Source organism: Kitasatospora sp. NPDC091207 (assembly GCF_044768625.1).
Lineage (GTDB): Bacteria > Actinomycetota > Actinomycetes > Streptomycetales > Streptomycetaceae > Kitasatospora.
This window is the reverse complement of the sequence record NZ_JBIVVS010000002.1, coordinates 147,132-161,766: the sequence shown is the minus strand read 5'-3', so window position 1 is coordinate 161,766 and position 14,635 is coordinate 147,132. Positions and strand designations below refer to the sequence as shown.

Sequence of the window (14,635 nt, the reverse complement as noted above, 5' to 3'; positions counted from 1 at the left end):
GGTCGCTCAGCGCCGGGGCCCGTACATGATCACGGCGACCCCGGCCAGGCAGACCAGCGCCCCGGCCACGTCGTAGCGGGTGGGCCGGAAACCGTCCACCGCCATGCCCCAGAGCAGCGAACCCGCCACGAAGACCCCGCCGTACGCGGCCAGCACCCGGCCGAAGGAGCTGTCCGGCTGGAGCGCGGCGACGAAGCCGTACCCGCCGAGCAGTACCACGCCCAGGCCGGCCAGCCACCACGGCCGTGCCTCGCGCACGCTCTGCCAGATCAGCCAGCAGCCGCCGATCTCGGCGAGGGCGGCGAGGGCGAACAGGGCGGCGGAGCGCAGGACGGTCATGGTCGGCAAGCCTACGAGCCGTAGAGGTCGCCCCCGTAGGACGGGCCGTAGTACTCCTCCAGGGCGGCCAGCGGCTCGTCCTGGCGCTCCAGGCTCTTGGCGATCCGGGCGCGGGAGGGCGCGGCGTCCGGGTTCCAGGTCTCCGGCTTCCAGAGGGCGGAGCGCAGGAAGGCCTTGGAGCAGTGGTAGTAGACCGCCTCGATCTCGACCACGACGGCGAGCCGCGGGCGGTGCCCCTCGACGGCCAGCCGGTCGAAGAACGGCGCGTCGCGCACCAGCCTCGCCCGGCCGTTGACCCGCAGGGTGTCGCCGCGGCCCGGGACCAGGTACAGCAGTCCGACGTGCGGGTTGGCCAGGATGTTGTGGAAGCCGTCCGCCCGCCGGTTGCCCGGCCGTTCCGGCACGGCGATGGTGCGCTCGTCCAGCACGAGGGTGAAGCCGGCCGGGTCCCCCTTCGGCGAGGCGTCGCAGGTGCCGTCCGCCCCGGCGGTGGCCATCACGCAGAACGGCGCGGCGGCGATGAAGGCCCGGTCGTGCTCGTGCAGGGTGCGGCGCTCCTTGGCGGCGTCGCGGGCGCTCGGTCCGCCGAGCAGGGCGCGCAGTTCGGCGGCGTCGGTGACTTCGGTGCAGTCGTGGGTGTCCACGGTCGTCCCCCTCGATCCGGTAACGGGTCGATGGTATGCCGGGGCCGCGTGGGCCCGGTGGGGCCCCGCAGGGTCACGGGGGCCACGGGGGCTCAGGGGGGCGAGGGGGCGTCAGGCCTGCCGGTAGGTGGTGAGGAACCGTCCGATCCGGTTGATCGCCGTCTCCAGGTCGTCGGCCCGGGGGAGGGTGACGAAGCGGAAGTGGTCCGGGCGCGGCCAGTTGAAGCCGGTGCCCTGGACGACGTGGATCTTCTCGCGCAGCAGCAGGTCCAGCACGAACTGCTCGTCGTCGACGATCCGGTGCACCGCCGGGTCCAGCTTGGCGAACGCGTACAGCGCGCCCTTGGGCTTCACGCAGCTGACGCCGGGGATCTCGTTCAGCGCCTTGTACGCGACGTCGCGCTGCTCGGCGAGCCGGCCGGTGGGCAGGACGAGGTCGTTGATGGACTGGTGGCCGCCGAGCGCCGCCTGGACGGCGTACTGGGCCGGGACGTTGGGGCACAGACGCATGCCGGAGAGCATGGTCAGGCCCTCCAGGTAGTCGGTGGCGTGCTGCTTGGGCCCGGAGACGACCAGCCAGCCGCTGCGGAAGCCGGCCACCCGGTAGGACTTGGAGAGGCCGTTGAAGGTGAGGGTCAGCACGTCCTCGGCGAGCGCGGCCAGGCAGTGGTGCTCGGTGCCGTCGTAGAGGATCTTGTCGTAGATCTCGTCGGCCAGCACCATCAGCTGGTGCCGCCGGGCGAGGTCGAGGATGCCCTCCAGCAGTTCCTTCGGATAGACCGCGCCGGTCGGGTTGTTGGGGTTGATGACGACGATGGCCTTGGTGCGGTGGGTGATCTTGGCCGCGATGTCGTCGAGGTCGGGGTACCACTCGGCCTGCTCGTCGCAGGCGTAGTGGACGGCCTTGCCGCCGGCCAGCCGGACCACGGCCGTCCAGAGCGGGTAGTCGGGCATCGGGACGAGGACCTCGTCGCCGTTGTCGACCAGGGCCGTGACGGCCATCTGGATCAGCTCGGAGACCCCGTTGCCGAGGTAGACGTCGTTGACGGTCACTCCGGCCACACCGCGCTGCTGGTAGTACTGCACCACCGCGCGGCGGGCCGGCAGGATGCCGCGCGAGTCGCTGTAGCCGTGCGCGTTGGGCAGGTTGCGGATGATGTCCTGGAGGATCTCCTCCGGCGCCTCGAAGCCGAACGTGGCCGGATTGCCGGTGTTCAGCCGCAGCACGCTGTGCCCGGCCTCCTCCAGCGCGTTGGCCCGGTCGACCACCGGGCCGCGGATCTCGTAGCACACGTCCTGCAGCTTGCTGGACTGCCGAAACTCCATCTGAGGCCTCCCGACCGGTCACCCCGCACGTTCTGGTTGCTTTGTTCTACCAAGTAAGCACTTGGAAAGTCCAACCTTTTGGCTATGCTGATCCACATGTCACGCCGAAGCTACGACCAGTACTGCGCCGTCGCCCGCGCCCTGGACGCGGTGGGGGAGCGCTGGAGTCTCCTGATCGTCCGTGAACTCCTCGCCGGCCCGCGCCGCTACACCGACCTGCACGCCGACCTGCCCGGCGTCTCCACCGACATCCTCGCCACCCGGCTCAAGCAGCTGGAGGGCGAGGGCCTGGTGCTGCGCCGACGGCTGGAGCGGCCCGCCAACGCCACCGTGTACGAGCTCACCGCGCAGGGCGCGACGCTGAGCGGGGTGGTCGACGCACTGGGCGCCTGGGGCCTCGGCCTGCTCGGCGACCAGCGGCCGACGGACGCCGTGCGGGAGCACTGGGTCACCGGGCCGGCCGGCGCGGCCGGGGGCGTTCCCGGGGGCAGCCCCGAGGGCGCTCCCGATGATGTCTCCGAGGTGGCGGACCGGTTCGAAAACCCGTCGGACGAAGCCGTGTTGACGGGCTAGAGTCCGGCGGATGACCTCCTACGAACTCGCCCAGGTGAACATCTCGCGGATGCTCGAACCGATCGACAGCCCGCTGCTCGCGGACTTCGTCGCCGCCCTCGGACCCGTCAACGCGCTCGCCGACGAGGCGGACGGTTTCGTCTGGCGGCTGAAGGAGGAGGGCGGTTACGCCACCGGGTTCCGGATCTTCGACGACGAGTGGCTGCTGGTCAACCTCTCGGTCTGGCGCGACCCGAAGGCTCTCGACGCCTTCGTCCTCCACCCCGAGCACCGGGCCGTGATGCGCCGGCGGCGGGAGTGGTTCAGCCGGCCGGTCGAGGCGATGACCGTCCTGTGGTGGGTGCCGGCCGGCCACCGCCCCACCCCGCAGGAGGCCGAGCAGCGGCTCACCCTGCTGCGCGCGCAGGGCCCGACGGCGGAGGCGTTCACGATGCGGCAGGCGTACGAGCCGCCGACCGCCTGAGCACGGGCGGCGGCCCCGGTGCTGCGGCAGGGTTGTCGGGCAGGGCTGTTCGGCAGGGCTCTTCGGCAGGTTTGTCCCGCACGGCTGTCCCGCACGGCTGTCCGCTGCGGAGCGGGTCCGCGCGGCTCTCCCCGGAGAACCGCGCGGACCCCTCCGTACCGGCGACGGCTCCGACCCGGACTCCGGCGACCAGCTCCCCCGTTGCTGGTCGTCGGTCCGCGCCGGTCGCCGGGCGGCCCGGAGGGCGTGGTCGCGACGGTGCGCGGCCGACGACCGCCGGCGCCGCCCGGGTGCCGTACCCCGGTGGGCGGTGCTCGCCGGGCGTCCCCTCCCGGCCCGACCCACTGTGCCGCAGGCCGATAAACGACCGGTCGCCGTTCTGTTGCCGCCGCCGTTGATCCGGGCCCGGCGGCCCCCGCCGGGCGGACCGGAGACGCCGGGGGTGTCCCCGGCGGCCGACCGGAGCTGCGCGTACGATCGTCGGGCCATGGAGAGAACAACGGAGCAGAGCGCGCCCACCGAGCCCACCGGGTACACCAGTTACGTCGCCGTCGGGGACTCCTTCACCGAGGGCATGTGCGACGACCTGCTGCCCGACGGCCACTACCGCGGCTGGGCCGACCGGGTCGCCGACCGGCTCGCCGCCGAGCAGCCGACCGGCACCTTCCGGTACGCCAACCTCGCCGTCCGGGGCAAGCTGATCGGCCAGATCCACGAGGAGCAGCTGACCACCGCCGCCGCGATGCGCGCCGACCTCGTCACCCTGGCCGGCGGACTCAACGACGTGCTGCGGCCGCGCTGCGACATCGCCCAGGTCGAGGACCTGCTCGGCCGCGCCGCCACCGCGCTGCGCGCCACCGGCGCCACCGTGGTGATGTTCACCAGCACCGACCCCACCCGCCGGATGGCCGGCAGTGCCCGGCTGCTCCCCGCCATCCTGCGGATGAAGGCCTTCGTGCACGAGCTCGGCCGGGCCCCGGGCATCGCGGTGGTCGACCTCTTCTCCGCCCCCTGCTTCGACGACCGCCGCCTCTGGGCCGAGGACCGCCTGCACCTCGCCCCCGAGGGGCACCGCCGGGTCGCCGAAGCCGTCCTGGAGGCGCTCGGCCGCCCCGCGGCCTTCGACTGGCGCGCCCCGCTGACGGCCGCCGCCCCGCCGCGCCGGGCGGAGAAACTGGCCGCCGACGCCCGGTGGGCCCGGACCCACCTCGGCCCCTGGGTCGGCCGCCGCCTCACCGGCCGCTCCTCCGGCGACGGCCGGCCGCCGAAGCGCGCCGAGCTGCTGCCCTACGAGGGCTGAGCGGACCGGGCGGGGTACACCGGAGAGTTCGGCCGCTACCGGTCCTCCTGGGGGGAGGGGCGGCCGGCCGGGTCGGGGGCGCTCTCCGGGGGCGGGTGTGCCGGTGCGACGGATTCGTGCCGGCCCTTCTGGAGGAGGGGCGGACGGCCGGCTGGGTCCGAGACGCTCTTCGGGGCCGGTGTGCCGGCGCGGGGGTTTCGCGTGAGACCTCCGGACTCCGGGTGACCCGTGGCCGGCCCGCAGGTCACCCGCGTACGGGTCACCCGCCGCCGTCGGGTCGTCCCGCAAGGCGGCCGGCGCCACCCGAACGCCCGCGTACCGCCCGACGGGCGGGCGCGGCACCGACTGGGCAGGCCCGGCGTCCGGAACCCTGCCCCCGGGTCAGCCCCGGAAGAGGTTGTGGCCGACGTCGGACGGCACCTCGTCCTGGTACCCCGTGCTGTCGGGCCCGGGCACGTGCTCGCCCGGGATCGGCTCGGTGCTCTCCCGGTGCAGCAGGACGACGCCGTCCTCGGCCCAGATCTGGCGGTAGCCGTGCGCCAGCAGCAGCTCGATCCGGGCCGCCTGCTCGCGGTCGGTCTTGAACGGGAAGGCGCGCTTGTCGGAGCGGATCAGCACGTACTCGCGCCCGCGCGGGGTGCCGTCCACCAGCACCACGTCGGTGCGGGCGGTCAGCCGGGGCGCGGCCTGGTTGTCGGCCTCGACCGAGGCGCCGTCCGGGATCTTCCCGGCGCCCCGGATCAGCGCGGCCTCGCTGGGCTTCGGCTGCCAGTAGGCGGGGACGAACAGGTTGGCCGCCCCGAGCGGCAGCGCGACCGCGACCGTCAGGGCGGCGGCCGCCACGCCGAGCCGCCGGGTGCGCGCGACGTCGTGTCGTCGGCCCAGTACCTCCAGCGCCGCGACCAGCAGGATCGGCCACAGGAACGCGTCGTAGTGGCGGGCGATCGACCAGTGGTTCGGGTTGCTGGAGAGCACCCGCTCGGCCAGCAGCGGCAGGGCGCAGAGCACCGTCGCGGAGCGCAGCGGCAGAAGGAAGAGGGTGCCGAAGAGCCAGAGCAGCAGCAGCGGCTTCAGCGGCGCGTCGAAGAGGGTCGAGACCAGCAGGGTGGGGTTGCCGAGCACGTGGGAGACCGCGTCGCCGCCGTCCTCGCCCAGTGCGGCGTAGTTCCAGTAGTAGCCCGGCACCCCGCCCATCGCCGGTACCAGCCAGGCGATCGCCAGCACCGAGGCGAGCGGTCCGCCGAGCAGGAAGCCGACGCCCCAGCGGGCGGTCTGCCGGCGCCGGTCGCGGTCCTCGTCCCGGCGGGCCCGCAGCAGCAGCACCAGCCCGTACGCGCCGACCGCCAGCCCCAGGTCCTCCTTGGTGCAGCACAGCAGCAGACCGGCCAGCGCCGCCGTGCCGTAGCGGCGGGCCAGTCCGCGCTCCAGCATCAGCAGGGTGAGCGGGACGGCGAAGGCGACCTCGTGGAAGCCGCCGCGCGAGGCCACCAGCAGCGGCCAGCCCAGCCCGTAGGCGAGCGCGGCGAGGTCGGCGGCCCGGCGGGCGGTGCGCGGGTCGGCGTCCGCGAAGCAGCGGTCGGCGATCCGGCGGATCAGCGGCACCCCGGCCGCGAACAGCAGCGCCTGGCCGACGAGGAGCGAGCGCGGGTCGTCCCAGAGCCAGTACAGCGGCGCCAACAGCGCGATCACCGGGGAGAAGTGGTCGCCGAGGAGGGAGAAATCCGGGGGGAACTCGTGGTGGAAGCTCTTCAGCGTCGACACCGGTAGGCCGAAGTGCGCGTACCCGCGCACCCCCTGGTCGAAGATGCCGAGGTCGAAGCCGCCCAGCTGGGCGGTCGCCCACTGCTGGGCGCCGATCGCGAGGCAGACGGCGAAGCAGAGCAGGGTGAGGGCGGCGGTGCGGGCGCGGCGGGGGAAGCGCGGGGCCCCGGCCTCCGGAGGGGCCGCGCCGTCCGCGGGCGCCGCCGAGGCGCTCCCGGCATCCTCGCCGCCCTCGGTGTCCGGGTACGCCGTCACGTCGTGCCGGGACATGCCTGCTTCCTCCACTGTTCGGTTGCCTCGGTGCCTGCGGTGCCCCCGATTCGTACGGACCCCGAACCGACACCGGCCGACCACACTAACGGACTGCCGTTCCCGGTCTCCCGGTTCCCGGGCGGCCCCGGGCCCGGTGATGGTGTCGGTACGCTCTACGGCAGGCCCTTCACGAGCCCCCGGCAGCCCCGGCAACCCTTGCTGCCCCTGCCACCCCGTGGGCCCGGACCGCCCGGGCGCCCCCGTACGGAGGATCACCAGCACAGTGACCGAGCCCACGCCCGCCCCGATCAGCCTGCTCTCCGACTGCGGGAGCTGCTTCGGGCTGTGCTGCGTCGCGCTGCCGTTCGCGGCCGGTGCCGACTTCGCCGTCGACAAGCCGGCCGGTACCCCGTGCCGCAACCTCCAGGCCGACTTCGGCTGCGGCATCCACGCCCGGCTGCGCGACAGCGGCTTCCCGGGCTGCACGGTCTACGACTGCTTCGGAGCCGGCCAGCGCGTCTCCCAGGTCACCTTCGGCGGCCGGAGCTGGCGCGAGGCACCGGAGGACACCCGGCGGATGGCCGACGTGTTCCCGGTGGTGCGCCAGCTGCACGAACTTCTCTGGTACCTCACCGAGGCGCTCTCCTACGAGCCCGCCCGCCCGGTCCACGCCGAGCTGAGCCGGGCCCGGGCGGAGACCGACCGGCTCGCGGCCGGCACCCCGGCGGAGATCCTGGCGGTGGACGTGCCCGCCCACCGCCAGGAGGTGAGCGAACTGCTGCTGAAGGCGAGCGAGCTGGTCCGGGCCGCCGTCCCGCGCCGCAAGGAGCACCGGGGCGCTGACCTGTTCGGCGCCCGCCTGCGCGGCGCGGACCTGCGGGGCGCCAACCTGCGCGGCGCGCTGCTCGTCGCGGCCGACCTCTCCGGCGCCGACCTGCGGATGGCCGACCTGATCGGCGCCGACCTCCGGGACGCGAACCTGGCGGGCGCCGACCTCACCGGGGCGCTCTTCCTCACCCAGGCCCAGCTCAACGCGGCCCGCGGCGACGCCGCCGCCAAGCTGCCTCCCGCCCTCACCCGCCCCGGCCACTGGGCCACCACGGCCGCCCCGGTCGCCTCGGCCACCGGCGCCCCGGCGGCCGCCGAACGCCGGGGGCCGCGCAAGCCCCGCTCCGGCCGCTCGGGCGGCCCGGGCGGCCGACCGCGCCGCGGCTGACCGCGGCTGACCCTCGCCTGGCCTGGCCTGGTCGGTTCGGACGGTCAGAGGTGGGGCCAGGGATCGATGCCCGTCTCCCGGAGACGTCGTTCCTCCCGCCAGTTCAGGAAGACCGGCTGCTCCGGGGAGAACATGCCCATGGGTTGAGGACGGATCTCGCCGGTCAGGAACCCGACGAGGAAGTCGGCCATGCCGCAGTCGTACGCGACCCAGTCACCGTCGCGGGTGAGTACGAGGGTGGTCCACCGGTCCGGATCCGGATCCGTGGTGTCCCAGAACGCCTGACTCGCGCTGCAATCCACGGCCCACGAGATCCTCCCCGCCAGCGCCGGGCCGTCGGCGGGGTCCAGGTCGAGCAACTCGTACCCGCACTCGATCACCGCCTCGAAGTCCAGCAACGCCTCGAATTCCAGGGGGTCGGGGGAGGCGACCTTCAGTGGCAGGGCTATGGAGAACGAGCTGTTGATCGACCCGCCACCGTAGACCGAGACGAAGTCGCGGTAGTCCGCCGGAAGCGGAGTGACCCACCGGTGGGCCACCTCGCCCCAGTCGACGAGATCGCCGGCCCCGGAATGCGGCGGCAGAATCCCGGCCAACCGGGCAACACTCGGGTGCATCGGCAACGCCTCTCTCGGACAGCGCGGGCAGAGGCTCCGCCGAACATTCGTGTGGTGCGAGGCCGGGAACACCCTACTGATCACGTCTCCGCGAGCCGAACTCTGTGACCCGTGGTCACCAACCGGCTGAGATGTACGGTCGCGCGGTCTGCTCTTCATCGGTTTCCGAGGCGATCGCGCCACCCGCCGCCGACACGCGGTCAGTTACCGGTCGCTGCTACGGCCCCGCGCAGGAAGTCGGGCAGGCCGACTTCTGGTGCGGATTGACCGATGCGTCAGCCCCGGCGATGGCCAACTGCGCCAACCGCCCGAGCCGTCGTGGCAGCGTAGGAAGTCGGGCAGGCCGACTTCCTACGCGGGGTTGGTAGGTGTTGCGCTTCGGTGAGGTGGAGGAACGTTTCGCCTCGGCTGGGCTCCTTGCGCGGGAAGTCGGGGTGCGCCGATTTCCGGTGCGGGGGTGGGGTGGTGGCGATGGCACGGGGTTGGGGAGGGTGTGTGTTGTTCGGTCGTGCGTAGGGAGTCGGATGGGCCGACTTCCTATGCGGGGGTGGTACGTGTTGTGTCTTGGTGAGGTGGAGGAACGTTTCGCCTCAGCAGGGATCGCCGCGTGGGAAGTCGGGCCCGCCGACTTCCCACGTACGGGTGGTCAGGTCAGGACGTGCAGGTCTACCGGTGGGCGGTGGCGGAGCAGGGCGCAGGTGGTGCCGGCGAGGAGGGTGAGGGCCACCGCGGCGAGGGCGGGTGGGGAGGACGCGGGGTGGAGGGGCCAGGCCCAGGGTTGGGGGCGGCCGTCGGGGTGCCAGCCGGCCGCCGAGCAGAGCAGCGGGACGGCCGCGATCACGGCGGCGGCCGGGCGGTGGCCGATCAGGGGGTGGAGCAGCAACGCCGTGCCGAGGTAGCCGGCGATGTTGCGGGCGAGGACGAGGGCGAGGTCGCTCTGGCCGGTCGCGTGGGCGAGCAGACCCGCCGCTGCGCCCGCCGCGGCGACGGCCCAGACGAGTCCGGTGTCCAGCCCGCGCAGGAATCGTCCGGCGACCGCCTCGGACCGCAGGTCGCCCCGGCCGAGGCCGTGCAGCAGGAACACCGCGGGGAGCAGCGTGACGACGTGTGCCACCAGGAAGTGGCCGGCGTGACCGCGCAGTGCGGGTACCGGTAGTTCGCCGTCGCCGATGAGCAGGCCCAGCGCGAAGGTCGCGGCGAGGGCGGTGAGGACGACGGGCACCGCGCGGGCCTTGCACCACCAGATCACCCGGCACCGCCCGTGGGAGGTGCGGGTGCGGGTGCCGGTGCGGGGGTGTCGCAGTGGCGCAGGGCCTCGGTCACGGCCCGGTACCAGTCGAGTTGGGCCTCCTGGGGCAGCCGCAGCACCTGCTCGGCGACCGCCGCGTCCTCGGTGCCGAACCTCCCTCGGGCGCGGGGTGCCGCCCCGGCCGGCGAGGCCTTCGCGGTGAGCCAGGCGGTCACCGCCCCGGTGGCGGCGCCCGCCGGGTAGGGGGCGCCGGTGCGGGCGCAGTCCGGGGTGCGGGGGAGCAGTCCGGAGACCACGCCGGGTGTCACGTCCCGGACGCGGGCCGTGGTGGGGAGGCCCAGCTTCGCCTCGCCCGGCCCCGGTCGGGCCGCCATGGTGAGGGTCGCCGGGACCGGAACGCCGTTCCCGGCGAGGGTGTTGACGACCCGCCCGGCCTCCTCACGGATCAGGCCGGCGCGGGTGGTGCCCAGCTCCGGCCAGAGGCAGACCCTCGGCCGGCCGTGGTCGCAGACCAGCGCCGTGGCGGACCGGTCCGCCACGGGTTCCGGGCCGAGCCCCCGGGCCGGCAGGGCGGCGAGCGCCACGCCGCCGGCCGTGACCGCCAGTCCGGCGGCGAGCGCGGCCGGCGCGCCCCGGTACCGGATCACCAGGACGGCTGCCGCGCACACCGCGCCGGAGAACGCCAGGGAGCTCAGAACGGCCCGGTGGTCCAGGACTTGGTCCACGGCGCAGCAGTCGGAGAGTCCGCCGCCGACCAGGTGCCGCAGCCAGTAGGCGTCGAAGGAGGCCGGGTAGGCGTTGAGGACGAAGCTGCTGACCAGGGCCAGCGGCACCGCGACCACCGGTGCCAGGACCCGCCCGACGATGGAGCCGACCAGGGTGTTGGCGAGCAGCAGCCCGGCCCAGACGGCGAACACGCCCGGCTGCGGAACGCCGGTCACCGTGCCACCGGCCAGGGCGGTGACGCCGAGGGCGGTGACCATGCCGAGCCCGCCCATCACCGCCACCGGGAGCAGGACGGGCGCGGTGATCGCCAGCGGTGACCGGACCGGTGAACGGTCGAAGACCCGGCCCCGGTGCAGCCGGGCACCCTCCCAGGCCCCGGCGGCCGCGCAGGCGGCGCAGACGAACGGCAGCGCGAGGCCGGCGTGCCCGGCGGCGGAGAGGCCGTAGGCGGGGGTGACCCAGGCGGTGAGCTCGTCCCCGAGCGCGACCAGGACGAAGCCGAGCAGGAACGGCAGGGCCCGCAGGCCGGCGGAGATGCGCAGAACGGTGGCCAGGAGCACGTCAGGCCTCCCGCTCGACCAGGCGCGAGTAGGCGGCCTCGGCGCCGGAGCCGAGGCCGTCGGCGAGGGCGTGGAACTCCTCGATGCCGCCCTGGAAGCGGACCCGGCCCTGGTCCAGCACCACCACGTGCCGGTAGACCGCGGCGAGGTCCTCGGTCTGGTGGGTGGAGACGAGCACGCTCACCTCGTCGGTCAGGTCCTCGACGAGGGTGCGGAACATGCCGCGCTGGGCCGGGTCGAGCCCGGCGGTCGGCTCGTCCATCAGGATCAGTTCGCTGCGGTGGGCCAGGCAGCCGGCGATGCCGAGCCGGCGCAGCTGCCCGCCGGAGAGCCGGTGGCTCCGGCGGTCGGCGAGTGGCGCCAGCCCGACCCGTTCCAGCGCCCCGGCCGACGCCTGCCAGGCCTCGGCGCGCGACATCCCTTTCAACCACCCGCAGTAGGCGACCTGTTCGCGCACGCTGAGCCCCGGCACCGGGGTGACCTGTTGCGGCAGCCATGCCACCGCCCGCCGGTAGGCCGCCCGGCCCCCGGGCCCGGCCGGGGTGCGCCCGCGCCAGGAGACCGAGCCCTGGCGCGGGGCGAGCTGGGAGGCCGCCAGCGCCATCAGGGTGGACTTCCCGGCACCGTTGGGGCCGAGCAGGACGGTGGCCGGATTGTCGATCCGCAGACCGAAGCCGGTGAAGAGTCCGGCTTTCCGGGTGTACTGGAAATCGATGCCGTGGAATTCAAGGGTCATGGCGGGGTCGACGCATTTCGCTCGGTGGGTGCGGGGGCGATGCGGAGGGAGGATGCGGTGGAGAGCGGTGTGCCGGAGCGGGGGCCTCCGGCACACCGGGAACGCGGGGTGCGGGCCTGACGCGGACCGGGTGCGGGCCGGGCTCAGTACTGGGTGGTCACCGAGTCGACCCAGAGCTTGCCGCCGGAGCGCACGCCCTCCAGCGCGAAGTAGTAATCGCCGGAGCTCTGATCGCCCCAGACCGAGGTGTCGCACCGGTTCAGCCGGTAGCCGTAGGACTTGTCGGGGCCGAAGACGTCCTTGTAGAGCTGGAGGTCGGCGTTCTTGAAGTCGTTGGTGTCGGTGGTGCAGCCCTTGAAGGACACCGTCGTCAGGGTGTCGTCGCGGTCGTTGTCCGCCCACCGGCGGGACTCCGAGCCGGGGCCCCAGTTGTTGATGTGGGAGGTCCAGGAGCCCTCCGCGAGGGCCGGCGTCGCGCCGGCGAATCCGAGCAGTGCGGCGGCCACCAGAATGCCGCGCACGAGGGTGCGGTGCTTTGCGTGCATATCCCGTCCGATCTTTTCGGTGACGCCACGCGGGCGTCATGCAGGCAAAAAGAAGCGAGCGGAGGTTCGACTGCCATCGGCCATGATCACCCGATCGGACGAGCCGCCGCGGGAATGACCTTAGCGTGCACGAACAGCCGGCCAGAACTATTATTTCCGGCCATTCGGAGGGTGGTGTGGTGAGGCCATGGCTTGGCAAGCCGGTGATTCCAAGTGGTCAATTATGTACGTGACGGAAGGAGAATCGGCACGGCCCTTTCGGAGATGTCCACTGGTGACCGGCGAACTGTTTGGATCTGATTCAGTGGGATAGTCAGTCCGCTTGGGGCCTGGCCGATTTCCGTCCTTGATCGGCTAGGCGGAGAGCAGCCGGGCGCGCAGCGAGCCGATCAACTCCTCGTCGACACCGAGTGTGCCGGTGGCATAGGCACGCACCGAGCCGTGCGCGGCGGTGAGGTCGGCGAGCACGTGCCGGATCACGTCCTCCGGCGCGCGCCCGTACCCGGGCCACCGCAGCGCGCGCCCGGGGTTGGCGGCGTGCCAGTCGGCGACGAGGTGCGGGGTGGCCAGCTCGGTCAGTGCGAAGTCGGCCGCGATGTCGGCCTCGGGGACACCGAGCAGGGCGAGGACGAGGGCGGCGATCAGCCCGGTGCGGTCCTTGCCGGAGGCGCAGTGGAACACCAGCGGGCGGTCCGCCGTCGCGATGAGTTCGAGCACCCGGCGGATCTCCACCACCCCGTCCTCGGTCACCTCGGCGAACCGGTCGGCCAGGTAGCGCCAGGGGTCGACGTCCGGGTCGATCTCCGCCTGGTCGTACGGCCGGTGCTCGATCGAGAGGTTGTGGTAGGCCACCCCGTCGAGCACGGGTATCCGCCCCTTGGCGGCGATCTCCCAGGGGTAGCGCAGGTCGATCACGGTGCCGATGCCGAGGTCCCGGAACACCGTGAGGTCGGCGGGCGAGGAGAGCTTGCCGAGCGAATCCGACCGGTAGAGCAGGCGCCAGTGGACCGACCGTCCGTCAGAGGTCCGGTAGCCGCCCAGGTCGCGGAAGTTGTGCAGGGAGTCGAAGGCGATGTGCCGTGTCATGGACGCACCCTAGCGAGCGGTGCGGGGCATGCGGAGATCCCCTCCCCGGCCGGCCGGGGAGGGGAGTTCGGGGGTGGCGGTTCAGCAGCCGGGGGCCGGGAACGCGTCGGCGCGGACGGCGTCGACGAAGGCCTGCCAGGCGGCGGAGGGGAAGGAGAGGACGGGGCCCCCGGGGTCCTTGGAGTCGCGGACGAGGTGGCCGGGCGCGAGGTCAGCCACCTCGATGCACTGACCGCCGTTGGCGCCGCTGTAGCTGGACTTGCGCCAGCTGATGTTGGAGAAGGCGGCTTTCGTGGTGGTCATTGAGATACCTCTCCCTCAACCTGCGGATCAGGGAAGCGCTCTCGCGAACCGAGAGCGCGCCAGCCTGGAGCAGATCATAGTCCCGGGATAGGCGGCGAACCTCGCGCGGGTCTTCCATGAAGTTCCCGTGGTTAGCACTTTCGGAGTATGCGCGCACCCTTCCGTCCGGGGTTGTGATAAGGGTGATCGCGGTGCTGAAGGGGATCCGTTCGCCGAGTGCGTAGGGAACGACATGAATCAACATGTTCGGGTGCCGGGTCAGTTCGAAAAGGTGATCCAGTTGCCTGTGCATCACTGCGGCACCTCCGACTTTGATGTGTAGCGAGGCTTCGGAGAGCAGGTTGACCAGCAACGGACCACCCGGCTCCAGGAACCGCTGCTGCCGACTCAGTCGGGCGACAAGGCGGTCCTCGACCTCTTCCTGGTTTCCCTTCGCGTCTCCGTTCTCGAACAGGACTCTGGCGTACTCCTCGGTTTGAAGCAGGCCGGAGATCCAGGTGGCGCAATACTCCTGGACCTTGACCGCCTTCGCCTCCATCTGCGCGTAGCGACGGAACCAGTCGGGGTGGTCGACCTTGGTGTACCAGTCGATCTCTCGCCAGAGCTCCATCAACTCGCCACCGGTCTCCAGCCACCTGTCCGCAGCGGTGACGAAGTCTTCCTGGGGGGTGCGAGTACCGGACTCGATTCGGGAGACCTGGGAGCGGCTGCAGGGCACCAGTTCCGCCAGATCGTCCTGCGACATCTGCTTGCTCAGCCGATGCCGCCGCAAGACGGCGCCAAACACGGCTCCGGCGCTCGCTCGGAGGTTTGTGCTGGTCGACTTCCTCTGGGACATGGTGTGTTTCCCCTCGTGCCAGAACGTGCCTTGGAAACAGCTGAGTTCTCGTCACGCTAGCTGCAATGAACGATGCTTGTGGAGGGAATGAGGCAGGCGCT

General features: G+C 72.7%; 15 protein-coding genes and 1 pseudogene. 4 read left to right on the top strand and 12 right to left on the bottom strand.

Annotated features, from left to right (window positions below):
• Positions 1-6 precede the first annotated feature (6 nt).
• The 3 genes from ACIQTO_RS05375 to ACIQTO_RS05365 all read right to left on the bottom strand — a co-directional run bounded on the left by ACIQTO_RS05375 (position 7) and on the right by ACIQTO_RS05365 (position 2,309).
• Positions 7-339, bottom strand: a complete 333-nt coding sequence (locus ACIQTO_RS05375) for a YnfA family protein (protein WP_402383181.1) — start codon at positions 337-339, stop codon at positions 7-9.
• A gap of 11 nt (positions 340-350) precedes the next feature.
• A complete protein-coding gene (locus ACIQTO_RS05370) occupies positions 351-983 on the bottom strand; it encodes a pyridoxamine 5'-phosphate oxidase family protein (protein ID WP_402383179.1) in 633 nt (210 codons plus the stop codon).
• Between the two features lie 111 nt (positions 984-1,094).
• Positions 1,095-2,309 (bottom strand): pyridoxal phosphate-dependent aminotransferase, encoded by a 1,215-nt coding sequence (locus ACIQTO_RS05365; protein WP_402383176.1) that lies wholly within the window; start codon positions 2,307-2,309, stop codon positions 1,095-1,097.
• A 96-nt stretch (positions 2,310-2,405) separates the two neighbouring features.
• Here ACIQTO_RS05365 and ACIQTO_RS05360 point away from each other — a divergent pair.
• The 3 genes and pseudogenes from ACIQTO_RS05360 to ACIQTO_RS05350 all read left to right on the top strand — a co-directional run.
• Positions 2,406-2,789 (top strand): annotated as a pseudogene (locus ACIQTO_RS05360) (winged helix-turn-helix transcriptional regulator); the annotation flags it as partial.
• 103 nt (positions 2,790-2,892) lie between these two features.
• Positions 2,893-3,345, top strand: a complete 453-nt coding sequence (locus ACIQTO_RS05355) for a DUF3291 domain-containing protein (protein WP_402383174.1) — start codon at positions 2,893-2,895, stop codon at positions 3,343-3,345.
• A 487-nt stretch (positions 3,346-3,832) separates the two neighbouring features.
• Complete coding sequence (locus ACIQTO_RS05350) at positions 3,833-4,645, top strand: SGNH/GDSL hydrolase family protein (RefSeq protein ID WP_402383172.1); 813 nt, start codon at positions 3,833-3,835, stop codon at positions 4,643-4,645.
• 381 nt (positions 4,646-5,026) lie between these two features.
• On the opposite strand, the gene ACIQTO_RS05345 is transcribed toward ACIQTO_RS05350, so the two are convergent.
• Positions 5,027-6,676 carry a DUF2079 domain-containing protein gene (locus ACIQTO_RS05345; protein ID WP_402383169.1) on the bottom strand — a complete coding sequence of 550 codons (1,650 nt, stop codon included), beginning with the start codon at positions 6,674-6,676 and terminating at the stop codon, positions 5,027-5,029.
• A 265-nt stretch (positions 6,677-6,941) separates the two neighbouring features.
• Between ACIQTO_RS05345 and ACIQTO_RS05340 the strand changes: the two genes are divergently transcribed.
• Positions 6,942-7,874, top strand: coding sequence for a pentapeptide repeat-containing protein (locus tag ACIQTO_RS05340; RefSeq protein WP_402383167.1), 933 nt, complete (start codon positions 6,942-6,944; stop codon positions 7,872-7,874).
• A 44-nt stretch (positions 7,875-7,918) separates the two neighbouring features.
• Here ACIQTO_RS05340 and ACIQTO_RS05335 read toward each other — a convergent pair whose 3' ends face one another.
• The 8 genes from ACIQTO_RS05335 to ACIQTO_RS05300 all read right to left on the bottom strand — a co-directional run bounded on the left by ACIQTO_RS05335 (position 7,919) and on the right by ACIQTO_RS05300 (position 14,534).
• Positions 7,919-8,491 carry a hypothetical protein gene (locus tag ACIQTO_RS05335; RefSeq protein WP_402383164.1) on the bottom strand — a complete coding sequence of 191 codons (573 nt, stop codon included), beginning with the start codon at positions 8,489-8,491 and terminating at the stop codon, positions 7,919-7,921.
• Positions 8,492-9,137: 646 nt separating this feature from the next.
• Positions 9,138-9,713, bottom strand: coding sequence for a hypothetical protein (locus ACIQTO_RS05330; RefSeq protein WP_402383161.1), 576 nt, complete (start codon positions 9,711-9,713; stop codon positions 9,138-9,140).
• A gap of 23 nt (positions 9,714-9,736) precedes the next feature.
• Entirely contained in the window at positions 9,737-11,026 is a 1,290-nt protein-coding gene (locus tag ACIQTO_RS05325; RefSeq protein ID WP_402383158.1) for a hypothetical protein, read from the bottom strand.
• Between the two features lies 1 nt (position 11,027).
• Entirely contained in the window at positions 11,028-11,762 is a 735-nt protein-coding gene (locus tag ACIQTO_RS05320) for an ATP-binding cassette domain-containing protein (RefSeq protein ID WP_402383156.1), read from the bottom strand.
• Between the two features lie 143 nt (positions 11,763-11,905).
• Positions 11,906-12,307 carry a hypothetical protein gene (locus ACIQTO_RS05315; protein ID WP_402383154.1) on the bottom strand — a complete coding sequence of 134 codons (402 nt, stop codon included), beginning with the start codon at positions 12,305-12,307 and terminating at the stop codon, positions 11,906-11,908.
• 354 nt (positions 12,308-12,661) lie between these two features.
• Positions 12,662-13,393 carry a tyrosine-protein phosphatase gene (locus ACIQTO_RS05310; RefSeq protein ID WP_402383151.1) on the bottom strand — a complete coding sequence of 244 codons (732 nt, stop codon included), beginning with the start codon at positions 13,391-13,393 and terminating at the stop codon, positions 12,662-12,664.
• Between the two features lie 81 nt (positions 13,394-13,474).
• Positions 13,475-13,612: a DUF397 domain-containing protein gene (locus tag ACIQTO_RS05305; RefSeq protein WP_402383148.1), complete on the bottom strand. Its 138-nt coding sequence runs from the start codon at positions 13,610-13,612 to the stop codon at positions 13,475-13,477.
• On the bottom strand, positions 13,605-14,534 hold the full coding sequence (locus tag ACIQTO_RS05300; RefSeq protein WP_402383147.1) for a helix-turn-helix domain-containing protein: 930 nt from the start codon (positions 14,532-14,534) through the stop codon (positions 13,605-13,607). Before ACIQTO_RS05300 ends, ACIQTO_RS05305 begins: the two co-directional genes overlap by 8 nt.
• Between the last annotated feature and the right edge of the window lie 101 nt (positions 14,535-14,635).